Annotated in this window: 20 protein-coding genes; 4 read left to right on the plus strand and 16 right to left on the minus strand. The window is 72.1% G+C overall.

Annotated elements, in window-relative coordinates; genetic code table 11:
- Nucleotides 1-30 precede the first annotated feature (30 nt).
- The 6 genes from D2L64_RS05170 to D2L64_RS05195 are packed head-to-tail and all read right to left on the minus strand — an operon-like array spanning nt 31 to nt 5,722.
- Entirely contained in the window at nt 31-393 is a 363-nt protein-coding gene (locus tag D2L64_RS05170; RefSeq protein WP_119573538.1) for a cation:proton antiporter, read from the minus strand.
- Nucleotides 390-647 carry a monovalent cation/H+ antiporter complex subunit F gene (locus tag D2L64_RS05175; RefSeq protein ID WP_119573539.1) on the minus strand — a complete coding sequence of 86 codons (258 nt, stop codon included), beginning with the start codon at nt 645-647 and terminating at the stop codon, nt 390-392. The genes D2L64_RS05170 and D2L64_RS05175 overlap by 4 nt, the downstream gene beginning before the upstream one ends.
- On the minus strand, nt 644-1,003 hold the full coding sequence (locus D2L64_RS05180) for a Na+/H+ antiporter subunit E (RefSeq protein WP_119573540.1): 360 nt from the start codon (nt 1,001-1,003) through the stop codon (nt 644-646). The genes D2L64_RS05175 and D2L64_RS05180 overlap by 4 nt, the downstream gene beginning before the upstream one ends.
- Complete coding sequence (locus tag D2L64_RS05185; RefSeq protein WP_119573541.1) at nt 1,000-2,514, minus strand: monovalent cation/H+ antiporter subunit D family protein; 1,515 nt, start codon at nt 2,512-2,514, stop codon at nt 1,000-1,002. Before D2L64_RS05185 ends, D2L64_RS05180 begins: the two co-directional genes overlap by 4 nt.
- On the minus strand, nt 2,511-2,921 hold the full coding sequence (locus D2L64_RS05190; RefSeq protein ID WP_119573542.1) for a sodium:proton antiporter: 411 nt from the start codon (nt 2,919-2,921) through the stop codon (nt 2,511-2,513). Before D2L64_RS05190 ends, D2L64_RS05185 begins: the two co-directional genes overlap by 4 nt.
- Nucleotides 2,918-5,722 (minus strand): DUF4040 family protein, encoded by a 2,805-nt coding sequence (locus D2L64_RS05195; protein ID WP_119573543.1) that lies wholly within the window; start codon nt 5,720-5,722, stop codon nt 2,918-2,920. The genes D2L64_RS05190 and D2L64_RS05195 overlap by 4 nt, the downstream gene beginning before the upstream one ends.
- 388 nt (nt 5,723-6,110) lie before the next feature.
- Between D2L64_RS05195 and D2L64_RS05200 the strand changes: the two genes are divergently transcribed.
- Both D2L64_RS05200 and D2L64_RS05205 read left to right on the plus strand, forming a co-directional pair.
- Nucleotides 6,111-6,512, plus strand: coding sequence for a YciI family protein (locus D2L64_RS05200; protein ID WP_119573544.1), 402 nt, complete (start codon nt 6,111-6,113; stop codon nt 6,510-6,512).
- A complete protein-coding gene (locus tag D2L64_RS05205) occupies nt 6,509-7,750 on the plus strand; it encodes an RNA polymerase sigma factor (RefSeq protein WP_119573545.1) in 1,242 nt (413 codons plus the stop codon). Before D2L64_RS05200 ends, D2L64_RS05205 begins: the two co-directional genes overlap by 4 nt.
- Nucleotides 7,751-7,765: 15 nt before the next feature.
- Here the strand turns inward: D2L64_RS05205 and D2L64_RS05210 are convergent, their stop codons facing one another.
- Nucleotides 7,766-8,263: a YcxB family protein gene (locus D2L64_RS05210; protein ID WP_119573546.1), complete on the minus strand. Its 498-nt coding sequence runs from the start codon at nt 8,261-8,263 to the stop codon at nt 7,766-7,768.
- Between the two features lie 93 nt (nt 8,264-8,356).
- Here D2L64_RS05210 and D2L64_RS05215 point away from each other — a divergent pair, with 93 nt between their 5' ends.
- Nucleotides 8,357-8,896 carry a hypothetical protein gene (locus D2L64_RS05215; protein ID WP_147376186.1) on the plus strand — a complete coding sequence of 180 codons (540 nt, stop codon included), beginning with the start codon at nt 8,357-8,359 and terminating at the stop codon, nt 8,894-8,896.
- A gap of 19 nt (nt 8,897-8,915) precedes the next feature.
- On the opposite strand, the gene D2L64_RS05220 is transcribed toward D2L64_RS05215, so the two are convergent.
- Both D2L64_RS05220 and D2L64_RS05225 read right to left on the minus strand, forming a co-directional pair.
- Nucleotides 8,916-9,512 (minus strand): YdeI/OmpD-associated family protein, encoded by a 597-nt coding sequence (locus tag D2L64_RS05220; RefSeq protein WP_119573548.1) that lies wholly within the window; start codon nt 9,510-9,512, stop codon nt 8,916-8,918.
- A gap of 163 nt (nt 9,513-9,675) precedes the next feature.
- Nucleotides 9,676-10,479 (minus strand): spermidine synthase, encoded by an 804-nt coding sequence (locus D2L64_RS05225; RefSeq protein ID WP_233558777.1) that lies wholly within the window; start codon nt 10,477-10,479, stop codon nt 9,676-9,678.
- 223 nt (nt 10,480-10,702) lie between these two features.
- Here D2L64_RS05225 and D2L64_RS05230 point away from each other — a divergent pair, with 223 nt between their 5' ends.
- Complete coding sequence (locus tag D2L64_RS05230; protein ID WP_119573550.1) at nt 10,703-12,589, plus strand: Ig-like domain repeat protein; 1,887 nt, start codon at nt 10,703-10,705, stop codon at nt 12,587-12,589.
- Nucleotides 12,590-12,829: 240 nt separating this feature from the next.
- Here the strand turns inward: D2L64_RS05230 and hemA are convergent, their stop codons facing one another.
- The 7 genes from hemA to D2L64_RS05265 all read right to left on the minus strand — a co-directional run bounded on the left by hemA (nt 12,830) and on the right by D2L64_RS05265 (nt 25,717).
- Nucleotides 12,830-14,128, minus strand: coding sequence for a glutamyl-tRNA reductase (gene hemA / locus D2L64_RS05235; protein ID WP_119573551.1), 1,299 nt, complete (start codon nt 14,126-14,128; stop codon nt 12,830-12,832).
- Between the two features lie 78 nt (nt 14,129-14,206).
- Nucleotides 14,207-15,256: an enediyne biosynthesis protein gene (locus D2L64_RS05240; protein ID WP_119573552.1), complete on the minus strand. Its 1,050-nt coding sequence runs from the start codon at nt 15,254-15,256 to the stop codon at nt 14,207-14,209.
- Entirely contained in the window at nt 15,253-17,157 is a 1,905-nt protein-coding gene (locus D2L64_RS05245) for a CRTAC1 family protein (RefSeq protein WP_233558793.1), read from the minus strand. Before D2L64_RS05245 ends, D2L64_RS05240 begins: the two co-directional genes overlap by 4 nt.
- Nucleotides 17,158-17,561: 404 nt before the next feature.
- Nucleotides 17,562-18,911 (minus strand): cytochrome P450, encoded by a 1,350-nt coding sequence (locus D2L64_RS05250; RefSeq protein ID WP_119573553.1) that lies wholly within the window; start codon nt 18,909-18,911, stop codon nt 17,562-17,564.
- Nucleotides 18,912-18,913: 2 nt separating this feature from the next.
- On the minus strand, nt 18,914-19,447 hold the full coding sequence (locus tag D2L64_RS05255; protein WP_119573554.1) for a flavin reductase family protein: 534 nt from the start codon (nt 19,445-19,447) through the stop codon (nt 18,914-18,916).
- A 22-nt stretch (nt 19,448-19,469) separates the two neighbouring features.
- Entirely contained in the window at nt 19,470-19,910 is a 441-nt protein-coding gene (locus tag D2L64_RS05260) for an acyl-CoA thioesterase (RefSeq protein ID WP_119573684.1), read from the minus strand.
- A 5-nt stretch (nt 19,911-19,915) separates the two neighbouring features.
- Nucleotides 19,916-25,717: a type I polyketide synthase gene (locus D2L64_RS05265; RefSeq protein WP_119573555.1), complete on the minus strand. Its 5,802-nt coding sequence runs from the start codon at nt 25,715-25,717 to the stop codon at nt 19,916-19,918.
- Nucleotides 25,718-25,749: the final 32 nt, after the last annotated feature.

A 25,749-nucleotide genomic window follows, 5' to 3' on the forward strand; every position in this document is an offset into this window, starting at 1 on the left:
GCGCCGCGCCCGGTGGGGGCGGTCCCGGGTTCAGCCCGTCCGCTGCGGCTGGTCGGCGAACTCGCCGCGATCGGTGTCGGTGAGCTCGCCGGTGTCGGTGTCGGCGCTGAACCGGTGACCGGAGAGCACCGCGGAGCGGGCGATGACCATACCGCCGACCGCCGAGGTGGCCAGTTGCAGGGCGATGGCGATGACCGCCTTGACCGTGGTGGACAGGTGCGGATCGATGAGGGCGGCCCCGGCGACGATGAAGGTGACGCCCAGTCCGGCGGCGGTGGCCACCGCCGAAGTCCGGGTGTAGGGATCGGGGAGGCGGTGCAGGCCCACCGCCGCGGCGACGAAGATGGCCGCGCCGACGAGGGCGAGGATCTGTCCCACTGTCTGCAGGATCATCGGCGTCCGTTCGCTATCGCTCGGGCCAGGGAGACAGCGGCCAGGAACGCCACCAGGGTGGCGACCAGGACCAGGTCGAACGTCCCCTGGCGGTGGGATCTGACCCCGATCAGCGCGATCAGGCCGACGACGGCGAAGGTGAGCAGGTCGGCGGCGATGGCGCGATCGGCGGGGGTCGGCCCCCGGGCGATCCGGTACGCCGACACGAGGAAGGCGAAGCCGCAGCCGACGATGGCGATGTCCAGAGCGATCATGGGGTGTCTCCGAGGCTCACGGCGAGGAGCATGCGTCGTTCCATGTCGTGCAGGTCGGCCAGGGCGCTCTCGGCGTCCCGGTGGTACATCGAGTGGACGAGCAGCGCCTGGCCGTCCTGGTCGTGTGCGACCACCCCCAGGGTGAGGGTTCCAGGGGTGAGGGTGATCAGCACACCGATGAGCGCGGTGTGCAGGTCGGTGCGGGATTCCAGCGGCATCCGGACCACGCGAGGGGTGCCGGCCATGCCCGGGGTGAGGATGTCGGCCAGGACCGCCCAGGAGGACCGGAGCACCTGGCCGGCGAACCAGCACGTGAAGAGTGTGAGCCGGATCGGCAGGGTGAGCAGGCGGGTCATCGTCGCACCGCCTCGAGGTAGGAGGTCGGGTCGAGCAGGCCGTCGGCGGCGGCGGACGCCAGGCCGAGCAGGACCTCGCCGCCGACGCCGAGGCCGACGGTGACGACGGCGAGGACCGCGGCGGGGACGGCCAGGCTGGTCCGCACCGCGGTCCGCCGCGCGGTGAGCAGCTGCCCGCCGCCGGCGACCGGGTCACCGGGACCGTCCGCGCGCGATGGCGCGGCGAAGACCGCGTTCCAGATCTTCAGCATCGACAGCAGGGTGACGAGGCTGACGACGAGCGCGATCGCGACCACCACCGGTTGGCCCGCGTCGGCGGCGGCCATGATGAGGGTCAGCTTGGCCACGAACCCCGACAACGGGGGCAGTCCGGCCAGCGACAGCGCGGCGAGGCCGAAGCTGATCGCCAGCACCGGTTCCCGGCGTACGGCTCCGCGGAGCGCGTCGAGCCGGCCGGTGCCGTAGTGGGTCTCGACGGCCCCGGTGGACAGGAACAACGACGCCTTGACGATCATGTGATGCAGCAGGTAGAAGATTCCGGCGGTCAGTCCCGCCGGGGTGAACAGGGCCACCCCGAGCAGGATGTAGCCGATCTGGCTGACCATGTGGAACGCAAGGATCGAGCGCATGGTGTCCGCGCCGACCGCCGCCATGACGCCGACGAGCATGGTCGCGCTGAACACGACGACGCCGATCCACAGGTAGCGCTGGTCGCCGTCGAACACGACGGCGTAGATCCGGTAGATCGCGTAGATCGCGACCTTGGTGTGCAGGCCGGAGAAGAGCGCCGTCACCGCCGGTGAGGTGGCCGGATAGGTGCGGCCCAGCCAGCCGTGGGTCGGTATGACGGCGGCCTTCATCGCCAGCGCGAACAGGCAGAGCGCGGTGGCGGCCGCGACCAGGGGCGAGTCGGTGGCGGCACCGGCGAGCTCGGCCAGGTTGACGGTGCCGGCCGTGCCGTAGACCAGCGCCACCCCGGCGAGGAAGACGGTGGAGACGAAGAGGTTGAAGGTGACGTACAGCCGGGAGCCGGTCACCGCGGCCGGGTCACCCTGCCGCTGCCGGGCGAGGATGTACAGCCCGTACGAGGGCAGCAGCATGACCTCGATGAAGACGAAGAGGTTGAACACGTCGGCGGTCAGCAGCGCACCGTTGACGCCCGCGGTGAGGGCCAGCACCAGCGGCGCGAACAGCCGTAGCCGGCCGGTGCCGCTGGCCAGCGCGAACAGCACACACACCAGGGTCAGCAGGCCGGTGACGGTCACCATGAGGGCCGCGAGGGTGTCGGCGACGAACGGGATCGCGATGCCGGGCACCCAACCGCCGACGCCGTGGGCGAGGACGGTGCCGTCTCGGGTCTCGGTCACCAGCGCGACTCCGGCCAGCAGGTTCGCGGCCAGTACCGCCACGAGCAGCCGGATCGGCCAGCGGGTGCCAGGACGGGCGAAGGCGGTGACCCCGGTGCCGGCGAGCGGAGCCGCGACGAGCAGCGGCAGCAGCGTACTGGTCACCGGGTCACCTCCTGCGGTTCGGTGGGCTCGCCGGTCCGGTCGGTTCCGGTGGTCGTGGTGCCGGTTTCGGCTGCTGGTTGCTCGGGCGGTGCCGGCTCGGGCGGCCGGTCCTGCGGGGTGCGGGGCCTGCCGGTCACCGCCAGGGCGAGCAGATAGATCGTGATCGCGAAGGCGATCACGATGGCGGTCAGCACGAACGCCTGCGGCAGCGGGTCCGCCGTGTCGGTGGAGGGTGGCCCCCCACCGAGCGGCTCGGTGCGCCGGTTGATCCCCCCGGAGCTGAACAGCAGCAGGTTGATCGCGTGACTGAGCAACACGAAGCCCAGCACGACCCGCAGGAAGTCACGTTGCAGCAGCAGGTAGACCGCTCCGGTAACGAGCACCCCGATGGTCAGCGCGAGAATCACGACACGGCCCCCTCGGCCTCACGTACCTCGGCCCGCTGCGCGGTGCGGGGTTGGCGTGGATGGTTCCGTGCCGGCCCGCCCGGCAGGTCGGCGGACGGGGTGCCGAGCAGGCGCAGTGCCGCAAGGATCACCCCGAAGACGGCCAGGTACACACCGACATCGAAGATCAGGGCGGTGGTGAGTTTCACCCCGAGCAGCTCGGCGTGCAGTGGCCGCAGGAACGAGGCGTCGAACAGACCCAGCAGGCCGGTGCCGACCGCCACGACGATGCCGCTGCCGGCGATCGCCAGGTAGGGCCGGTGGAGCAGCCCGCTCCGGTTGGCGGCGGCCGACAGATAGGCCAACGCCAGCGCACACGCCCCGACGAGCGCGGCGATGAAACCGCCACCGGGTGCGGTGTGCCCGCGCAGGAGCGCGTAGAGCGAACCGAGCAGCATCAACGGTACGAGGAGGCGGTCGAGCACCGTCAGGAACACGGCGTTGCGCAGCGGGTCGGACAACGGGTTACGTGCCGCGGTCAACGGATTGTCCGCGGCCGGCGGGTTGGCGGTGAGCAGGGCGGTCACCGCCAGCGCTCCGACGGCGAGGACGACCAGCTCACCGAGGGTGTCCAACGCACGGAAGTCCACCAGGATGGTGTTGACGATGTTGGTGCCGCCGGTCAGGCCCGGCGCCTCGCGCAGGAAGTACTCCCCCGCCGGAGACAGTGGCCGGTGGCCGGTGAACGCCAGCGTCGTCAGGGTCGCCGTGGTCCCGGCGGCGAGCGCGACCCCCGCCGCCAGGATCGTGCGACGCGCCCGTACCGGGGCGAAGTGCGGGCGCATCCGGCGAAGCACCAACACCATGATCACAACGGTGAGGATCTCGACCAGCAGCTGCGTCAACGCCACGTCGGAGGCACCGAGGACGAAGAACCACACGGCGACGGAGAACCCCACGACACCGGCGGCGATCACCGCCGTCAGCCGTACCCGGGCGCGGACGACCGTGACGACCCCGACCACCAGGACCACCAACAGCCCGACGTCGATCGCGTGGGGACGCATGGTCGTCGGCCAGCCGGGCCAGATGGCGAGCACGCCGAGGCCGGCCGACCCGAGCAGGGCCACCGGCACGGCGAGGTGGGCCGCGGGAGCATCGGTACGGGTCGCCGCACCCACCCGGCGACCGACGGCGATGGTGCCGTCGTGCAGGGCCTGGACGGCCCGCACCCCCGAGCCCGGGAACAACCTGCGGTCCAGCAGGCGGTCGGCCGGGCCGCGCCACACGGTCAGAAGTACGCCCGCCGTGATCGCCGCGACCGACAGGAGCAACGGCACGCTGAACCCGTGCCACAGGTACAGGCTGCCGACCTGGTCGACGGTGGTGCCCGCGGTGCCCGCCGCCGCGGCGGCGACGAGGTCGGTGAGCAGCCAGGCGGCGATCCCGAAGCCGGCACCGGCGAGCGCCGTGAGGCTGATCGCCGCGGACATCGACGCCGTCTCGCGCCACGGCCGGGCCGCCGGTGCCGGGCCGGGAAGGATCGTGAGGATCAGCCGGGCGCTGTAGGCCATCGTCAGCACCGCGCCGACGGTGGCGACCAGTGCGGCCAGCCAACCGATCGCCGCCGCGGCGGGCGCGCCGAGCAGGGCTTCGAAGATCAGCTCCTTGCTGATGAACCCGAGGGTCGGCAGGATGCCGGCCATGCTGGCCGCGGCGAGCGCGATCATCGTCGCCGCCCAGGGCATCGACCGGCCGAGTCCGCGCAGTCGGCGCAGGTCGCGGGTGCCGATCCGGCGTTCCATGAGCCCGACGTGCATGAACGCGGCCGACTTGAACAGCGCGTGCGCGACGACGTGGACGCTGGCCGCCAGCATCGCCTCGGTGGTGCCGATGCCGATCACCGCCACCAACAACCCGAGCTGGCTGACGGTCGAGTAGGCCAGCAACTCCTTCATGTCGTGCCGTTGCAGCGCGAACAACCCGCCCAGCAGCGCGGTGAGCAGTCCGACGGAGACCAGCAGTACCGGCCAGAGTGGCGAGTGCGACGCCGCGCCGGCGAACACCATCAGCAGGTAGATCCCCGCCTTGACCATCGCGGCGGCATGCAGGTAGGCGCTCACCGGTGCGGGCGCGACCATCGCGTCGGCCAACCACGAGTGGAACGGGAACTGCGCCGCCTTGGTCATCGCCGCCACCGCGACCAGCGCTGCCACCGTACCGGCGAACAGCGGGTCGCCGGACCACGACGGGTGGGCCAGGGCGGCGGTGAGATCGGTGGTCCCGGTCTTGGCCGCGACCACCGCCACGGCGCCCAGTAGGGAGAGCCCACCGGCCACCGTCACCAGCAGGGTACGGGTGGCCGGTCCGCCGGCGTTGGGGCCCGATCGCGCGATCAGCAGGTACGAGCAGACGGTGGTCAGTTCCCAGGCCACCCAGAGCACCACGAGGTCGTCGGCGAGCACCAGCAGCAGCATCGCCGCGGCGAACCCGGTCATCAGGGCGTAGAAGCCGGTCGGCCGCCGCCCGGTCAGGTAGGACGTCGAGTACACCATGATCACCGCGCCGATCCCGAGGACCAGCAGCGCGAACAACATCGACAGACCGTCGAGGCGCAGCCGCAGCGACACGTCGACCGTGGGCATCCAGGCCACCGACTCGGAGATCGTCCCCGAGCCCGGACCGACCCGCGTCAGCAGTACCGCGGCCAGCAGCAGCCCAGCGCCCAGCAACCAGCCAGCTTGTCGCCCGACCAGGCGGGTGAGCACGGGAACCAGCGGCACCAGGCCCGCGACGAGGAGGAGGACCAGGATCAAGGACATGGCAGGACCCTGTTCCGGGCGACGGGTATGCGTGATCTCAACGCGAAGGTGGCAGGGTGCACGGAGTCTCTTTCGGGGTCGGCTCGACATACCGCCGACCAGGCTTCCCGGCACACCTGGCGATCAGGGTAGTACACATCCGGTCTACTGGGCGAACACCAACTGGCGCCGGGCCCGCCGACACGCCCGCGGGCCGGCCGGGGTGGGCCGTGAGGTCTTGTACGTTCGGGACGCGAGGATGGCCCGTGCCGCATCCTGCTTCAGGATTCTCCGCCCGGCAGTGTCGTATCGAGGCAGGGCCGTTCGTGGAACTGGTGTGCGGCCGCCCGGCCGCGCACCCCCTGCCGAGTCGGTAGCACCCCGTACCCGGGGCTGAGAGGAGACGACCATGACGGAGTACCTGATCGCCTTCAACGACGAGTGGGTGCCCCCGCACACCGCCGACGAGATACGTGAGAAGAGCCGGACCAGCCGGGCCGTGATCGCGGAGATGCGGGCGGAGGGAGTGCTGGTCTTCTCCAACGGCGGGCTCGACCGGTCCACCGCGGTGTGCAACGTCGAGTTGGTCGACGGCGAGCCCGTCTTCACCGACGGCCCGTACGCGGAGACCAAGGAGCACCTCGGTGGCTTCGCCGTGGTGGACGTGCCCGACGACGCGGCGGCCCGCTACTGGGCCGGCCGGCTCGCGACGGCCCTGGACTGGCCACAGGAGGTGCACCGGTTCGGGGGGCCCGGTGAGGCCCGGGGCGGCGGCCCCGGCGAGCCGGCCGGCACACCCGGGCAGCCGTGACCGCTGGCACCGTCGCGCAGGCGATCACCCGCGCCCACCGGAACGAGTGGGCGCGGGTGGTGGCCGGCCTCGCACGCCGCTTCGACGACCTCGACGTCGCCGAGGAGGCCGCGGCCGAGGCGTTCGCGGCGGCCGCGGAGCGGTGGCCGCGCGAGGGCGTACCGGCCAATCCCGGTGGTTGGCTCGTCACCACCGCGACCCGGAAGGCGATCGACCGGCTGCGTCGGGAGTCGCAGCGCGACGCCCGGCACCAGGCGGCCCGGTTCGGGTACGACGCCTCCCCCGCCGAGCCGACCGGGCCGGTCGAGGACGACCGACTCAGACTGATCTTCATCTGCTGTCACCCGGTACTCGCGTCGCAGGCGCGGGTGGCGCTCACCCTGCGTCTGCTCGGCGGGCTCACCGTCGCCGAGATCGCCCGCGCCTTCCTGGTGTCGGAGACCACGATGGCGCGCCGGATCACCCGCGCCAAGGCGAAGATCAAGGCGGCGGGTGTCCCCTTCCGGATACCGGGGCCCGACGACGTCCGGGAGCGGCTCGCGGGCGTGCTCGCGGTCGTCTACCTCGTCTTCAACGAGGGCTATCTCGCCAGCGCGGGCGACGACCCGGTGCGCAGCGACCGCACCGACGAGGCGATCCGGCTGGGCCGCCTGCTGCGGACCCTCCTACCGGACGACGGCGAGGTGACCGGCCTGCTCGCCCTGATGCTGCTCACCGAGGCCCGCCGGTCGGCGCGGGTGTCCCGCACCGGCGAGCTGGTGACCCTCGACGAGCAGGACCGCGGCGCGTGGGACCGCGCCCTGATCGCCGAGGGCAACGCCCTGGTCCAGGAGCGGATCGAGGCGGTGGCCGCCGGCGCCGCACCCGGGCGCTACCAGTTGCAGGCCGCGATCGGCGTGGTCCACACGGCTGCCCCCTCGGCCCGGGACACCGACTGGTCCACGATCGTCGCCCTCTACGGACGCCTGGTGCTGCTCGATCCCTCGCCGATCGTGCGGCTCAACCGGGCGGTGGCGGTCGCCGAGGTCGACGGCCCGTCGGTCGGGCTCGCGGAGGTCGACCGGCTCGGCGCGGGCCTCGACGGCTACCACGCCTTCCACGCCGCCCGCGCCGACCTGCTGCGGCGGCTGGGGCGCAGCGGCGAGTCGCGCACGGCGTACGACCGGGCCGTCGAACTCGCCGGCAACCCCGCCGAGCGGGCCTACCTCACCCGACGGCGCGACCAGTTGGCCGGCTGACGGACCGGTGGCGGGTCACCGGGCGGCGAGCAGCCCCCGCGCGGCCATGAAGGCACGCAACGTCTCGGCGTCCTGGGCGGACATCAAGCAGCGTGGGATCACGGTGGCCGGCATCGCGCCGACGTACACGATCCAGAAGTCGGCGGTGTCCTCGACCCGGGTGACCCCGTCCCAGGCGATGCCGCCGGACTCCAGTCCGCTGCGCATCATGATGTTCTCGTCGGTGATCTCGTAGCCGCCCTCGACCGCGTAGCCACCGGAGCGACGCCGCGCGCGGAACCGCAGCCACGGCCAGTACAGCATCGCCAGCAGACCGCCCAGCACCATCGTCACCCACAGCGGTGCGAGGGACGCACCCCAATCGAGCGTCCGCGCGGCCACGAAGCCGGCCGCCCCGACCGCCACCAGCGCGGCGCCGACGAAGCGGTACTTGCGCAGCTGGGCGCCGCTGAGCGCGGCGGCCACTCGGCCCGGGTAGGCGGGGTCGGCGGGAACGTCGAAACGGATCTGCACGCCAGAACCATAGTGCCCGGCCCGCTGCGCGGCACCGCCACCGGTCGCGTCCCACCGGCGACAGGGTGGTACCGGTACGGGTACGGTCGGCGGATGGCGTACGACGTGCTGGCCGAGAGCCTGCGCCTGATCACCTCGGGGTTGCCGGACCGCCCGGTGCGGTTGAGCCGGCGTCGTCGGTTCGCGCCGGTCGCGGTCGACGTGGACGGTGACGTGGCCGCCACCCGGTTCCTGCGTCGGGGCGTCGGCGGTTACCACGACGAGATCCACCTGCTGGCCGTCGACCAGCGTGGCGCCTGGCAGTTGCTCGGCGGGGGCGGGTCGGGCGGCGAGGACGTAACCGCGGCGCGGTTCGAGCGGCTGCGGGAGGGTCTCGGAGCGGACGAGATGACGCTGGACGGGAGTGCCGGGGGGGCGCGGGACGACCGGCTGCTGCCGTGGGGCACGAGGTGGGTACGCGCGTCGACGGTGCTGGTCGGCCACGGGATCGCCGAACTGCGCGTCGGCGTCCGTCGCCTGCCGGTGCCGAACCATGGTCACCTGGTCGTGGTGTGGGGTTCCCGCCGCCCGCCGACGGTGACCGCGGCCGACGGCGCCGGGCGTGCGGTGGCGTCCGCGGTCCTGCGCCTCTGAACGCGGGTCGGCGGCCGGGTCACTGTGCCGGCTTGGCCTTCTGCGGGTAGATCGTCTGGTGGCGGGCGAGCATCGCGACGAACTCGGCGATCTTCCGTTCCCGGGTCTCGGCCCGTTTGACGCCGTTGACCCGGTGGATGAGGGCGAACCGGTTGGTCTTGGTCAGGACGTCGAACATGGCCTGGGCGGCCGGGTCGGCGGCGATGGCGGCGAGCAGGTCGGCCGGCACCTCGGCCTCCGACGGTGGGGCGTAAGCGGCGGCCCATCGCCCGTCCGCCTGCGCGGCCGCCACGGCGGCGCGGCCAGCCGGCTGCATCCGGCCCTGCTCCTCCAGCCGGGCGACGTGTGCGACGTTGCGTTGTGACCAGGAGCTGCGGGCCCGTCGAGGAGTGAACCGGATCCAGGATGCCTCCTCGTCCCGTTTGCGGGCCTGCCCGTCGATCCAGCCGAAGCACAGCGCCTCGTCGACCGCCTGCTGCCAGGTCAGGGTGGTGACGGTGCCGCCGCGTTTGGTCAGGGCGAGCCAGACGCCGGGCGAGGTGGCATGGTGGGCCGTCAACCATTCGCGCAGCGCCTCGGCGTCGGCGACGATCAACTCATCAAGTTCGGCGCTCACCGGTGCAGGCTAACCGTCGGGTACGACTCGTTTCGGAGTCGTCCGGCCCGTGGAGGCACTGTCGCGGGCCGGCTGGCGCGGGCCCGGGGGCGGGGGCGCGGGCCGGGGCGCGGGCCCGGGGGTGGCAGCCCGGACCATACCGACCACGGCGGCGGCGATCGGGTCAGGGCTCGGTGCGGGGGCGGGCACCGACGATGAAGGTGTCGAGCGCCGGCCCGTGCAGCACGCCGCCGGGCTGCGGGTCGCGCCGCGCCCGCGCGTGCAGGCGCGCCACGGGTAGCCGGTCGGGGTGGTGCGCCGCGGCGAGCACCAGGTTGCCGTAGCGCCGGCCACGCAGCATCCGCCGGTCGGCGACGACGCAGACGTCGGCGAAGACCGCCCGCAGGGTGGCCGCCTGCACCCGGGTGAAGACCAGCGGCGGCAGGTCGGTCACGTTGACCAGGTAGATGCCCCGTGGTCGCAGCACCCGGGCGACCTCGGTGGCGAAAGCGAGCGTGGCGACGTGCGGCGGCATCCGGGCCGCCCGGTAGATGTCGGCGAGCACCAGGTCGTACGCGCCGGTGGGGGCGCTGGCGATCGCGTCCCGCGCGTCGGCGACCTGGACCTCGACGCCGGCCGGTCGGGGCGGTAGCTCGCGGTCCACCAGTTCGACCACGGCCGGGTCCCGCTCGACGACCAGCTGCGCCGAGCCGGGTCGGGCAGCGGCGAGGTAGCGCGGCAGCGTCAGGGCGCCCCCGCCGAGGTGCAGCACGTCCAGGGGTACGCCGGCCGGCGCGGCGAGATCGGCCACGGCGGCCATCCGGCGGACGTACTCGAAGTGCAGGTACGTGAGGTCGGCGAGGTCCACGTACGACTGTTCGACGCCGCCGGCCAGGAGCGTACGCCCGGTGGGGCGGGCCGGGTCGACGACCAGTTCGAGCCGGTCGGCGCCGTCCTGGGCCGGTTGGTGGGCCGGTGTTGCCGCCATGACCCGGCACGCTAGCCCACCCCGGGAGGCGGCGGTCCGCCCGGCTCTCATCGGCGCCGTAAGCAGGGGAACTCCGCGCCGTAACAGCCCTGGAACACCCTTGACATCGAAAGGTGCTCCCCGCGACACTACCCCTGCTAATTCGATTTAGCTCAACGTCAGGTCCAACGACTGCCGGAACGGGTCGGATCCGAGAAAAAGACCAAAGAGGAGTAGGTTCCAGATGAGGAAGACGATCGGAAGACGCAGGCTCAGCCGGGCCATCTCGTTGCTCGCGTTGATGTCCCTCGCCACAGGTGCCGTGGTCTCCGCGCCGGCCGCCGCCGCGGGCAAGCACGAGCCGGCGGTCGTGAAGGGCGCGACGGTCACGGCGGATCGCAACTCGCCGACCGGCTACACCGTCAAGTTCGTCTACCACAACCCCAACGCCACCCAGGTCCGCCTCGCCGGTGACCTGACGCTGCTCGACGTCAACACCGGTAACACCCGGTACCAGCCGGAGCAGTGGCAGCCGGGGCGCTACCACGCCGGAGGTACCGAGTTCCTCAGGGACATGACCAGGGACTCGAAGGGCAACTGGTCGGTCTCGCTCCCGCTGCACGCCGGCGGCCTCAGCTACTGGTACCGGGTCTGGGATCCGACCCAGGGCTGGGAGAACAAGCGCATCTGGGATCCCGCCTCGACGAACCCCCGGCCGGCCGGCGACTCGTTCCGGGTCCGCAACAACGACGTGCTCGACGCCGTGTACGTGCCGTACGCCGAGAAGCAGAACGACCCGGTGCTCAAGGAGCGCGCACAGTACGAGCTGCCGATCAAGGACCGCTCGAAGCGGGGCAAGGTCAGTTACATCCCGTACACCACGATCCTCGGCGACAGCGGCCACTACCTCGGCGTCTACCTGCCGGCCGGCTACGACCCGAACCGGGCGCAGCCGTACAAGGTGGCGTACCTGGCGCACGGCATCTTCGGTGACGAGACCGACTTCATGGTCCCGGCGAACGTACCGAACATCCTGGACAACATGACGGCGAAGGGCGAGATCGAGCCCACGGTGGTGGTCACCATGGGTAACCACTTCACCGGTACCAGCCTCGGCTTCGCCTCCTACAACCAGACCAACGCCGCGAACAACCTGGTCCAGACGATCCTCCCGCTCATCGAGGCGCGGTACAACGTCTCGACCGAGCGTGCGGGTCGCGCCTACGCCGGGTTCTCCTACGGCGGCATGACGGGCGCCCACGTGATCCGGGGCTACCCGACCACGTTCGCCTTCTACGGCCACTTCTCCGGCAACCCGGCCCTGACCACGCAGGACTACGACAACGTGGCGGCGGCCGTCGGGAACGACGATCTCTTCGTGTTCCTCGGCAACGGGGTGTTCGAGGGCAACCTCAACGTCCAGAACGGCATCGCGGACAACTTCCGGGCCCGGGGCTACTCCGCCGCGACGACCCAGGTCCCCGGTGCGCACGACGGCATGACCGCCAGCCAGCTGTTCACCATCTTCGCCCGGGACCACCTGTGGACCGGCGTCGACTCGGTGTCGGTGACGCCGGCCTCGGTGAACCTGACGAAGGGCTGGAACTGGGTCCGGCAGTTCACGGCCGAGGTGACGACCAACGACGGTGTCAGCCCGGCCGTGACGTGGTCGGTCAACGGTGCCACCTCGGCGGACACCACCATCTCCACGGACGGCCTGCTCTCCGTGGCCGCGAAGGAGAAGGCGTCGTCGCTGACCGTCGTGGCGACGTCGGTGGTCGACCCGACCAAGTCCGCCTCGGCCAAGGTGACCCTGAAGCCGGCCGGTACGGCGAAGACCGTGGTGAAGGCGAAGGCCGCACCCGCCTCGGTCGCCCGGGGAGGTACCTTCACGCTGAACGTCGACGTGCGGGCACAGCACCAGCACAAGAAGGCGCCCAAGGCGACCGGCGAGATCGCGGTGACCTTCGGCGGCACCACGAAGGTGGTGGCACTGAAGGGCGGTTCGGCCGTCGTCACCCTGCCGACCGCCGGTCTGCCCGCCGGGCAGTACGAGGTACGCGTCGCCTACTCCGGTGACCCGACCTACGCTCCCGCCGCCGCGGCGCACCAGAAGCTGCGGGTTCGGTAGCAGATAGCCACGGTGGGCCGGCGACCTCGCGTCGCCGGCCCACCGTGCGTTCCAGGTCTCGCGGAGTCGACCGGGCCGCCGGCCCAGCGCCGGTTAACGGTGATGGCGAGCCCGGACCGGCGAGGACGATCGGACAGTTTCCGGAAGCAGGCGGCAGCGCGCGATCCCGGCTCCGGTGGGTTGCAGCATCCAGAGCCCAGCATTGGTGGGGCCGCCGGCAGTGAGATCGAAGAAACGGAGTCAGGCCACCCGGGGTACCTCGGCGACGGTGGCGCTGTGCGGCACGTCCAGATCGATCAGCTGGCGAGGCATTACCGGGTCCGGTTCGCCGGTGAGCTGAGCGAGGCGTGACGGTGGGTGCAACAGCTGCTGGACCACCCGGTGCACGGTCCGGGCGACCTCGGCACGTTGCCCCTCGCTCAGGTCGGGCCGGCGCTGGGCCAGGCGGCGCAGCTCGGCGGAGACGGTCCGGTCGGCCCGGGCACGCAAGGCGGCCACGACGGGCCCGGCGTCGACGCCGCGCAGCCGGGCGACCAGTGCGTCAAGCTCGTCGGTCACGATCCGCTGCGCCGCCGCGCGGTCCCGCTCCTCGGCGGTGCCACGTGCCGGCACGCCGAACCGGTCGACGTGGACGATCACCACGCCGGGGAGCCGGCCGACCGTCGGTTCGACGTCCCGGGGCAGCGCCAGGTCCAGGATGAACAGCGGCGTGTCCGGGCGACGGGCCAGTCGACGGGTCAACGCCGGTGCCGCCAGCGCCGCGGTCAGCACCGGGCCGGCGGCGTTGGTCGCGCTGACCAGCACATCGACCGCGACCAGGGCCGCCGGCAGGTCCTCGACGGGCACGGGCGTGACGCCGTACGCCTCGGCGAGCCGACCGGTTCGTTCCACGTCGCGTCCGATCAGGCCGATCGGGCCGGCACCGGCGCGGACGAGTGCCGCGACCGCCAGGCCGCCCATCGCGCCCGCGCCGAGCACCAGGGCCGGACGGCCGGCCAACCCACCCGGCAGCTGTCCCGCCGGCACACCGAGAGCCGCGGTGACCGTGCTGGCTCCGGGCCGGCCGATGTCGGTCTCGGACCGGACCCGCTCGCCGATGCGCAGCACGTGCGGCATCAGCTCGTGCAGCAGCCGGCCGGCGCTGCCGTGGTTCTCGGCGGCCCGGTAGGCCGTGCGCAGCTGGCCGAGGAGCTGTAGTTCGCCGGCCACCACCGAGTCCAGGCCCGCGGCGACCGCGACGACGTGTTCCACGGCCGCCTCGTCGTAGTGCACGTACAGGTGCGCGGCCAGCCGGTCGGTCGGCATCCCGGTCCGGGCGGCGAGGACCGCACAGACGTCGTCCAGGCCGGTGTGGAAGCCGGTGGCCGCCGCGTACACCTCCACCCGGTCGTCGGTGGAGAGCACGACGGCCTCACCGATGGCCGGCCGGGCGAGCAGCGCCCGCAGCACGAACGGCACCTCGCCGGATCCGATCGCGAGCCGTTCCAACACGTCGACCGGGGTACGTCGGAACGACGCCCCGACGACGAGCAGCTTCATGGGTCCACCTCCGGAATCGGCTGCGCCGGTCACCGGCGGCCCTGGTCGTCGGGCCGCCGGTGACCGGTGCGTGGGTGGTCAGCGGGCGACGGGCAGCGCCACCGCGGCGGGCGGTGGTACCGGGGCCAGATTGTTCGTGGTCCGCCGGTTGCGATCCATCAGCCACTTGCCCCACCAGAACAGGCCACGGGCGAGACAGACGATGGTGACCGCGAAGAACAGCGTGTAGACCACGTTGAACACCATCAGCACGCCGTAGACCATGCCGACGCTGGCGCCGAACATGAACTGCATGCGCGGAGCGGACGGGGTGGTGCCCGGATCGGTGATCATGTAGTTGGTGAACAGGACGAAGGCCACCCCGGACATCGGCACCAGCGCGGCGAGCAGCGACACGTCCCAGACGAAGTGCCGGATCAGCGCCTGGATCACGAACGCCCCCAGCCAGCCGACGATCAGGGCCACCTTCTTGGTCAGCATGGCGTTGAGCACCGTACCGGCGGTGATGATGACGACCGGGATGAGGATGCTGATGACGCCCGGCACGTTCTCCGTGAAGTGGTACGGCGGCGCGATGTTGACCCAGGAGAAGGAGAGCAGGGCGATCGTGATGCCGAAGTTGGACGGGTTCATGAAGTGCCGCATCCGGCCCATGATGGGGGCCTGGAGCACCGCCTTCTGACCGATCGCCACGACCACAGCGAAGGCGATGGGCCAGAAGTTGTGGTTGGCGTACAACAACATGTTCACCGCGAGGGCGGTGATGTGCGCGGGCAGCAGGAACGTGTACATGCCCCAGATGCCGTGGCCGCTGAAGGCGGTGGGGCGGTTGTGTGCCCGGGCGGACACCATCTCGATGATGATCTCGGCACCGTAGCCGACCGCCAGGGCCAGGATCGGCCACAGCCAGGGCTGCTCGAAGCCGAGCACCGTGTAGCCGAGGATGTTGAAGATCGACATCGAGATGGCGAAGTTGCGCAGCGCCAGGTATCGCGGGTCCTTGGCGTCCACCCGAGGTACGAGGGGTCGGGTCGTCCCGGGCCCCGGCGGGGTGGTGGTCGCCGGCGGGCCGACGGTGCCGGTGACGGACCCGTTCCCGCCCACCTCCGGTCGTTTGACGTCCGTCATCGCTTCGTCAACTCCTCGGCTTGACTGGTCAGCTTGATGTCATGCCACCCGGCGGTCAGGTCGAGCGTCTGCCGGTGGCTGGCGCCGGAGAGGTCGCGCCAGCTCAGCTCCGCCCGCACCGGCCGGTCACCCTGGGATCCGAGTCCGAAGAACACGTCGAAGCTGCGCTTGCCGGAGTGGCCTCCGCCGCCGTCGAGCTGTCCCAGTTGGGTACGACCGTCGGCGGTGGTGATCCGCACCTTCGCCCCGTACGCCGGAGCGTTGCCGTCACCGGACAGCGCCGGCCGGACGAGCCGCAGGCCCAGGAAGTTGCCGTCGCCGGGCTTGTCGTTGCGGTAGAACACCGGCGGTCCCCACTGCCGGGCGACCGCGAAGTCCTGCGCGCCGTCGCCGGTGGTGTCGCCGACCGCCACACCGCGGGTGGGTACGGGTACGGCCATGCCGAGTTCCGGACCGATGTCGGCGTACCGGCCGTTGTCCTCCCGGGCCCAGAAGGCGAGCGTGTTGCCGCCGGCGATGTCGTCACCGGGCTCCGCCTTCGGCCACATGTCCGGGTCGGAGAGCAGCAGGTCGTTGCTGATGGCCAGCTCCTGCAGCCAGTTGAACCGGTTGATGGTGCCCTTCACGAAGCCGGTGGCCTGGACGACCACCAGTTGGCCGCTGTTGTCGAAGTCGGCCATCTTGGTGTCCCAGCCCCAGCCGACCCAGGCGATGTTCTTGGCCGCCGCCTGGTTGCGGAACGGCGCCTCGCCCTTGAGCATCAGCTGCCGGGCCTCCTGCGGCGTCGCGGCGATGTTCTGCCAGAGGAAGTTGCTCTCCTCCAGACCCCACGACTCGGTGATGTTGCTGACGAACGCGTCGAACCGACCCCGGCCCTCCAGGTCGGCGAAGTCGATGGACATGCCCTTGAAGGAGTCGTGGCCGAGCACCATCGACTTCGGGGTGATCGGGTCGCGGCGCCCTTCCACCAGCTCGAACCAGATCCGTCCCGGGGTGGACCGGTTGTGGAAGAGGCGGTCCTGACCGAAGTCGTTGGCCAGGTACAGCTCGGGCAGCAGGTCGTCGTCGAGGTCGGCCGAGGCGGCGGCGAGCGTCCAGCCGGTGAAGTACGCGGGATCGCCGGCCACCTGCTCCTCGTAACTCACCGAGGGCGTCTCCCCGCTCGTCGCTCCGGTCCAGCGCAGGATGTGCGCGCCGCCGGCGTTGTGCGCGTGCGACATCGAGTGGTTCATCTGCACGTGCGGCAGGCCGTTCGGGTCGAGCACCTGGCTGTCCGGGAAGTAGTTGAACACGCCGATGTCGGGCCGGCCGTCACCGTCGAAGTCGGCGACCGCGACGGCGTTGGTGTTCCACAGCGGACCGCGGTAGACGTCGCCGGTGGTCTGCTGCGGAATCAGCTCGGTCGCGTGGTACGCCGCCCGGCTCAGCGCCGTCACGCCGGGGAGCTGGAGGAAGAGCACCGGCGTGCGGCCCCAGTAGTAGACCAGCAGGTCCATCCGGCCGTCGAGGTTGAAGTCGCCGGGGACGCAGCCCATCGGTGCGATGGCCGGGCCGGTGGCCAGCGGAGCCGGGTCCAGCACGAACGGCGCATAGTCGGCGTCGCTGGCCGGGGCCGGAGTGACGATGACCGAGTCGCTGCGCGGGTCGACCAGGCACAGGTCGTTGGCGACGCCCTCGCCGTCCAGGTCGTTGAGCGCGATTCCGGCCCCGACGGACGAGATCCACGAGCGGATGTGCTCGTACCTGGGGTTCACCTCGCGTATGGTGCGCTCCGGCAGGCCGGGGGGTAGCGCGATGGGCAGCTCGGTGAAGGCGTACCGGGACGCCAGGGCGCTTCGCGTCTCGGCCGAGGCCGAGGGCAGCCGGGCGACACCGAACATGCCGGCGAGCAACACGAGCACGAACACGGGCGGGATGAGTCGGCGCAGGATGCCTACGGATTGCGGTGGCAACAGTCCCCCTCAGGTAAACGGCGCCGGGACGTCCTGATCGGTCCCGGCAGTGGGCGGTCGTGGCGCCCTACGGGCGGGTCGGCGTCGGCTCGCCGCCGGGCATTCGGGAGCCGGACGGTCGGGTATCGGCCGGACTCGGCGTCGCCGGTACGAGCCACCGTCATGCTTCCGTCCGGCCGGTCCCGACGTCTTCTCAGGAATTGCTCTCGAAACACGTTCCGGCCGGTCGAGCACGAATCGATAAGCGTTTGGAGATTGGCGCTTATCACTCTTCCCGGCATTCGCGAGCGCGTTCGGACGTGCCGATGCCGCCCCACCGGACAGGGTCGCGGCGGGGCGGCGTCGGGGTCGGGTCAGCCCGGTGTGCCCACCCGCATGGCCAGGCCGCCGCGCACGCGCAGCGACAGCATCGGCTCGGGCACCACCTGGTGCCCGGGTGGACGGGTCAGCCGCAGGTCGCGCACCAGCAGGGCGGTGGCGAAGGTAGCCTCCATCAGGCCAAGGTGGTTGCCCACGCAGAAGCGTGGTCCCGCACCGAACGGGATGTAGGCGTACCGGGGTCGGTCGACCGCGCGGTCCGGGTGGAAACGGTCCGGATCGAAGCGGTCCGGGTCGGGCCAGAACCGTGGGTGCCGGTGCAGGGTGTACGTGCAGATGAGCACGTCCGCACCGGCCGGTACGTGGTAGCCACCGACCTCGTCGTCGGCCAGGGCCTTGCGGGGCAGCAGCCACACCGGTGGATAGAGGCGCATCACCTCCTCCAAGACCATGGTGGTGTAGCGCAGCCGGCCGAGGTCCTCCATGGTCGGCAGCCGGTCGCCGAGCACCGACACCACCTCGGCGCGCAGCCGCTCACGCACCTCGGGATGCTCGTCGAGCAGGTACAGCGTCCAACTCAGGGTGCTGGCGGTGGTCTCGTGACCGGCGAGCAGCAGGGTGACCAGTTCGTCACGGAGCCGGATGCGTCCGATCCGGGGGTCCGGCTCCCGGCCCGCGGACGCGATCAGGCGGGACAGCACGTCCTCCCGGCCGTCGTCGTCGGTGCCGCGTTCGGCCACCAGTTGGTCGACGACTCGTTCCAGGCGCCGCCGGGCCTGGCGGAACCGCAGTTGCCGGGGCAACGGCAGCACCGGAGGCACCGCGCTGAGCGTCTCCAGCTCGAACATCGCCTGGTCCTGCACGGCGGCGAAGTCGCCGCCGACGGACGGGAACCGGCCCAGATCGGTGTCGAGCAGGGTGCGGCCCAGCACGCCGAGAGTCAGCGCGGTCATCTCGTGTGACACGTCGACGGTCTGCCCGGTCCGTTCGCGCAGCCGGTCGACAAGTGCGGCCGCTTCTTCGGCGACCGCGCCGGCCTGGGCGGCGATCCGTCGGCTCTGGAACGCCGGCTGGATCACCTTGCGCTGTTTGCGCCACAGCTCGCCCTCGCTGGTGAGCAGCCCGTCGCCGAGGGCCCGCCGAGCGTGTACGAGCCCGATGCCCTTGTGGTAGTTGGCCGCGTTGTCGGCCAGTACGTGCTTGGCGTGGTCGGGGTGGTTGAAGAAGTAGAGGCTCTTCGGGCCGACCGGCAGTCGCGCGGCGTCGCCGTAACGGTCCGCGGCCGAGGTCATCATGCCCAGCCGGTCGCGGGTCATCACCAGCAGCATGCGCAGGGCCGCGTGCCGGGCCGGACCGGGGGGAACCCGGCGCCCTCCCCGCACCATGGTCACGTCGTCGCTCCGGTGCGCTCGTGCTCGGGCCGACGGAACCCGCCGTCGACGAAGAGCAGGGCGTCCTCGCTGGTGCGGTCCATCGTCACCAGCCGGCCGACGAAGATACGATGGTCCCCGCCGTCGTACGACCGCCACCGCTGGCACTCGAAGTGCGCAACGGCGCCGACGAGCAGTGGCACGCCGGTACGGGCACCGGCCCGCCACTGCGCGAACTCGAACTGTTCGCGGCCCAGTGGCCGGCGCCGGTCGGCGAAGTAGCGGGCCACCGGTTCCTGACCGGCGGCCAGCACCGACACGCCGAAGTGCTCGGCCTCGGCCAGCGCGTCGTGCATCACCGCCTCCCGACCCACGCAGACCAGGACCAGCGGCGGGTCCAGGGAGACCGCGGTGAACGAGTTGGCCGTCATGCCGTGCGGGGTCGGCCCGCCCACGGTGACCACGGTGACACCGGTGGGGAAGGCGGCGAACGTACGTCGCAACGTCTGCGGATCGGTCACCACCCCGGTCGGGTGGGGATGGACAGTCACAGTGACCTCCTGCTGGTCAGCGTCAGGCCCGCACGCCCGTGGCGTACGGCTTGAGCGCGGCCTCCAACGCGGCCGGCACACGGCTGGGCACGGTGCGGGTGTTGGGGCCGCGCATACACGCCACGCGCTGCGCGCCGCGGGCGACGAGGACCTCGCCGCCGTCGGCGTCCAGCCGGACGTAGTCGAAGCCGAACTCGATCTGGGTCTGCGCCAGTTCCCGCAGGTGCATCCGGATGGCCAACTCGTCGAAGGCGGTGATCTCGGCGAAGAACTCGCAGTCGACCCGCAGCGTGAACAGCTTCAGGTCGGCCTGAAGGTCGGCCAGGACCTCCGGCGCCCGCTCCTTGAGGAACATCTCCCGACAGCGGCCCTGCCAACGCAGGTAGTTGACGTAGTAGACGTTGCCGACGATGTTGGTCTCTTCGAAACCGACGGTGTGGCGGTACTCGAACCAGCGCTCCACGCCGCTCACCGCCCCTCGGTGAGGACTGCGAACACCACCGGGTCGGTGGTGCCGCGCACCGTGGTGACGAAGGTCGCCACCGTCAGCTCCCCCGCTTTCAGCAGCATCCAGCCGGGTCGTGGCGAGGAGAGCAACGTCAGCGGGCCGCTGGGTTGGCCGCCGGCCTTCTGCACGCACTCCATTGCCGTCCAGGTGCGCGTCGCGGCGGTGTCGGCGTCCTCACCGGTCTCGGCGACCAGCAGGCGGGCCAGTGCGGCGTGCCCGCCGAGCAGGTCGTCCCAGACGGCCTGCGGCCGGTTCGTCACCGTCTCGACGTCGCAGCCGAGCGGCCCGGTCCCGGTCCCGGTCACCGCCAGGGTCAGTCCGGCGCCGTGCGCGATGGACAGCGTCCGTCCGCCGGGGATCTCCGGGCGGCCGTCGGGCCGGTAGCTCACCTCGACCGGTTCACCGGTCGCCCGCTGGGCGGCGAGTCGGGTGGCGGCCCGCCGTCGGGCCACGTGGCCACCCGTGGTGCCGGCCGGCACCCGCGGGTCGTCCGGCTCGACCGCCACGGCGACCCGGGCGTCGAGGATGTCGCCGAGCGCCCGTTCCAGGTACGGCCCGAGCAGCGGCGCGGCCCAGGGGCCGCGACCGTCCTGCTTGCGTACCGCCCGCAGGCGCAGGCCCTCCCACCGCTCCACGGTCTCGCCGGCGGCGGTGCGCAGCGCGATGTCGTAGACGTAGGTGTCGCCGTCGCGGCTGCGCTCGGTGGCGCAGTAGCGCAGGTCGCCCTGGCCGGTCAGCTTCTCCCCCGCCGGGTGGATGCGCTCCACACCGGCCGGCAGCAGCGTGGCGTCCGGTACGCAGACCTGGTTGCCGTGCATCAGCGCGTCCCGTACGCCGGGGTCGCCGAGCAGCAGGGTGTCGGGCACGAACGGGGCGAACCACTCGACGTCGGTGAGCGCCTGCACCTCCACGTCCACGTGCCGGGCGGCGGCCTGTCGGTAGCGGCGCAACCGCTGGAACCGGTCGCCCTGGAAGAGCACGTCGCCGTAGAGTTCGTCGGCCGGCGCGAGCCGCACCGCGGCGATCTCGTCGGAGACCTGCGCGGGCGGGCCGTCGGGCGCCGCCTCGTCGGTGAAGCGCAGGGTGGCGGTGAAGTGGTCGGCGGCGAAGGCCGTCTCCTCGCTGCGGATGACCACCCGGACGGTGTCCTCGTCGGTCACGGTGGCGGCCACCCGGATCCGGCTGCGCCCGTACGGCGGGACGATGATCGGCCGGAGGAACTCGGCGCCCTCGATGACCGGCACCCGTCCGTCCCCGCTGACCGCGCCGGCCACCTGGGCCATCGCCTCCATGCCGAACACCGCCGGGAAGAGCAGGTTGCCGTCGAGGAGGTGGTCGGCGAGGTAGCGGTCGGTGCCGACGTTGAGGTCCACCTCGGCGACCAGTTCGACCCCGTGGTAGCGGATCAGGGGGCGTTCCACGAACCGCAGCAGCGGCAGCTCGGGCAGGTCGTACCGGACGGTGTCGATGCCCTCGGTGCGTCCGCTGATGACCACCACGTCCGGTGAGTCCGGGTCGGCCAGCAGTCGGCGCAGGATGGCGATGCCCTGGTCGGGGGTGACCGGGGTGACCCCGTCGCGGGCCAGGGACTCGACGACCGACAGCCGCTCACCCATCCCGACGCCGGACCAGACCGACCATTCCAGGCAGATCGCCCGGCACTGCGGGTGCTCGCGGCCGAACTCCTCGGTGGCCTCGGCCAGCCAGTCGTTGGCGGTCGCGTAGTGCGCCTCGCCGCGCAGTCCGGCCCGGCCGATGATGCTGCCCAGGGTGACCAGCAGCTTCAGCCGTTGCGGGTCGACCGCGTCCAGGGTCGCCCGCAGCCCGTCGAGCTTCGGGGCCAGGGTGGCCCGGAAGGCCGCCAGGTCCAGGGTGGTCAACGCGGCCGGCTCGTTGCGGCCGGCGCCGTGCAGCACCGCGGTCACCGGGCCGAGCTGCGCGGTCAGCTCCGCGACGGCGGCCCGTACCGCGGCGGCGTCGGTGACGTCGGCGCGGGCGTAGCGGACCCGTACCCCCGCCGCCGCGATCCGGGCCAGGTTGGCGGCCAGTTCACTGTCCTGCGCCGGATCCGAACGGCCGAGCAGGGCCAGGCCCGCTCCGCTGTCGGTGGCCATGGCCAGCGCGCACTCGGCGGTGATGCCCTTACCGCCGCCGGTGACCAGCAGCACGTCGTCGGCGCCGAGCACGGAACGGGTCCGGGCGGCGCGCACGGGCAGCACCCGCAGGGTGGGTATCCGCCGCACGCCGGCGGTGTCGTAGCGCACCTCCCGGTAGTCGGCGGTGCCGGCCACCTCGGTCACCACCCGGTCCACCACGGCGTTGTCGTCGGGCAGCCGCACGATGGTCACCCGGGCCTGGGGTGCTTCCAGACGGAGGGTCTTGGCCAGCCCGGCCGCACCCCGGCCGTGCTGGACCAGGACGTACCGCGTGCCGGGCGCACCGCCGACGACCTCGCGGGCGCCGGTCAGCGCCAGGTCGAGCGCCTCCTCCGGGCAGGGGTCCGGCAGGCAGACCAGCACGCCGTCGCCGAGGCGTGCCTGCTCCAGCGCGGCGGCCAGCCGGTCGGCCCAGGGATGCCCGGACGGGGCGTGTACCCGCCACCGGCCGGTCTCCGCCGGGGCCACCCGGGCCGGGGCCGGCACCTCGTCCAGGTCGAGCCGCCAGGGGCGCGCCCAGGCCGCGGCGCCGACCACCACCGGGTCCGCGGCCGACTCGACCGATCCTGCCGTGCCGGCCAGTTCGTCGATCGCCTCGGCGAGCTGGCGGACGGTGGCCGTGGCGAAGTTGGTGGGCAGCGCGGCGGTCGGCACGTTCATCCGCTGGGCGACGTGGTTGACCACCTGACCGACGGTGATCGAGCTGAGGTGCAGGTCGTCCAGGAGCCGGCTGTCGGGCTGCACCGTCTCCAGCGGCAGTTCCGCCCGCTCGGCGGCCAGCCGGCGCAGCAGTTCCTCGGTGGGTTCGCCGGCCACCGCGTCGGGCGTGGCCTCGGCCTGCGGGGTGACCGGAACCGCCGGCACCGAGGTGCTCTCCGGCAGGCGCAGCGGCGGGGCCTGCTCGCAGGGGCTGGCCAGGAACGAGAACTGCTGGCCGACCTCGATCGGCCGGACCAGTCGGCCGTGGAACAGCGCGCTGTCCACCGGCGCGGCACCGGTCACGTACGCCGCGCCGACCACCTTGAGCAGGCTGGCGATCGACTCGTCGTCGGTGTCCAGGGCGACCACCGGCACCTCGGTGGCCCGGTCCGCCAGCCCGGTCAGCACCCGGCCGGGGCCCACCTCGACGAACAGGTCGATGTCCTTGGCGGCCATGGTGACCGCCTGGGTGAACAGCACCGGGTCGGTGATCTGGCGACGCAGCAGCGCGGGTACGTCCGTGTCGGCGGGCAGCACGTCGCCGGTGACCGTGGAGATCAGCCGCCGGTCCAACGGCCGGAACGGTTCCTCGGCCAGCGCCGCGCCGAACGCCTCGGCGGCCGGCGCCACCAGCGGCGAGTGGAAGGCGTGCGAGACGGACAGGACGGTGGCGCTCAGTCCCCCGTCGCCGGCTCGCCGGCAGACCTCCTCGACCGCGTCCACCGCACCGGCGACCACGGTGTGGTCGGGTCCGTTGTAGCCGGCGATCACCACCGGCAGGTCGGTCAGCAGGGTGGCGGTGGTCTCCGGTCCGGCGCCGATGCTGGCCATGGTGCCCGAGGCGCTGTGCTGGGCCATGGTCCGGCCGCGTACGCCGGCCACCCGCAGCAGGCCGACCTCGTCGATCGCACCGGCCCAGTGCAGGCCGGCGATCTCGCCCAGGCTGTGCCCGACCGCGACGGCCGCCTCGATGCCCAGCGCGGTCAGCGTCCGCAGACCGGCGGCGACACCGGTGACGATGCGCGGCTGGGCCACCTCGGTGGCCACCACGTCGGTCCCGGTGGGCAGGTTCGCCCGCAGGTACACCTCCTCCGCCTCGGCGAAGCGGCGGCGCAGCGCACCGCCGCTGACCCCGCGGCCGGAGCCCTGCCCGGGGAAGAGGAAGCCGATACGGCCGGGGCCGCTGACCCGGCCGAGCAGGCACCGACCGTCGCTGGAGGACATCGTGGTCTCGCCGGCCCGTACCGCGTCGCGTACCTTGCGCAGCCGCCGCTCGGCGTCCTCGGGCGAGGACACCACCACCGCCGCCCGGAAGGGCAGTTCCCGCAGTTCGCCGTGCAGGGTGGCGGCCAGGTCGGAGAGCTGGGCGTACGACAGCGCCGGCACGAACTCGACGAGCTGGTCGAGCCGGTCGCCCAGGTCCTGCGCGGTCGGCGCGTCCACCACCAGCAGCTCGGCGTCCTGGAGCCCGGTGCTGATGGCGCGGGCGCGGGTGTCCAGGTTGGCCCGTCGGCGCGGGCGGGAGTTGTCCAGGACGATGTGGGTGTTGATGCCACCGAAGCCCATCGCGGTGATTCCGGCGCGGACCGGGCGGTCACCCGGCCAAGCCTCGGCCCGGCGCAGGGCCCGCAGCCGCGGGGTGCCCTCGCGGAGCAGGTCGTGCGGGTCGACGCAGCCGATGGCCGGCGGCAGCACCTCCTGGTGCACCGCCATCGCCGCCTTGATCAGGCCGGCCACCCCGGCGGCGGCCTTGGTGTGGCCGATCATGCCCTTCACCGAGCCGATGGCGGCCGGCGGCACCGTCGGGTCCGAGTCGGCCCGGGCCTGGGAGAGCGCCGCCAACTCGGTCGCGTCGCCGACCTTGGTGCCGGTGCCGTGGCCCTCGAACAGCCCGACGGTCTCGATACCGAAGCCGGTGCGCTCGTAGGCGCGGCGCAGCGCGAGCCGGTAGCCGTTGATCTCGGGCCGGGTGATGCCGCCCTTGCCGTCGGAGGAGATGCCCCAGCCGGCGATCGTGGCGTAGATGCGGTGTCCGGCGGCGCGGGCCTCGTCCTCCCGCATCAGCACCACCATGCCGCAGCCCTCGCCGGGCCAGAATCCGTTGGAGGAACGGTCGTAGACCCGCATCTCGCCGGTGGCCAGCGCCCCCGTCTTGGCGAAACCGATGATCTCGAACGGGTCGATGGAGAGGTCGACGCCACCGGCGACCGCCACGTCCACGTCCCCGTCGATCAGGGTCTTGCATGCCGTGGCGACCGACAGCAGCGACGAGGAGCAGGCCCCGTCGACCGTGTAGCCGCCGCCCTTGAAGTCGAAGTGGTTGCAGATCCGCCCGGCGATGGTGTTGGACAGGGCGCCGGCCAGCGTGTCCTCGTCGACGTCGGGGAACGGGCTCTTGAAGGTGGCCTCGAAGCCGTCCAGGAAGCCGGCCAGTTGGTCGTCGTTCCAGTCCTGCTCCTTCAGCGCCGCCGCGACCATCCGCCGCACGTACGGCCAGCGCAGGCGCAGCTGGTTGGCGCGGGTGAACTCGCCGGTGAGGCTGTTGCCGACGACCACACCGGTCCGCTCCCTGGGCAGGCCCTCGGCCATCGGGAAGCCGGCGTCGGCCAGCGCGGAAGCGGCGACATCGAGTGCCAGCCAGTGGGTGAGGTCGGTGGAGCGGAAGGTGCTTCCGGCAATCTTGTAGGCCACCCGGTCGAACTCGTAGCCCTCGATGACTGCCGCGTTGCGCGCGTAGAACCGGTCCGGGGTCTTCGGGTCCGGGTCCCAGTAGTCGTCCAGCTTCATCCGTACGTCGGGCAGCCGGCGGAAGGCCCGCCGTCCGGCCAGCGCGTTCTCCCACAGTTCGCGTGGCGACGCGGCGTCCGGATAGCGGCAGGCCATACCCACCACAGCGATTCTCGTCATTTCTTCTACGCCCTTTCCTTAGCCGCCCCACG

It is taken from the genome of Micromonospora radicis (assembly GCF_003583405.1).
Lineage (GTDB): Bacteria > Actinomycetota > Actinomycetes > Mycobacteriales > Micromonosporaceae > Micromonospora > Micromonospora radicis.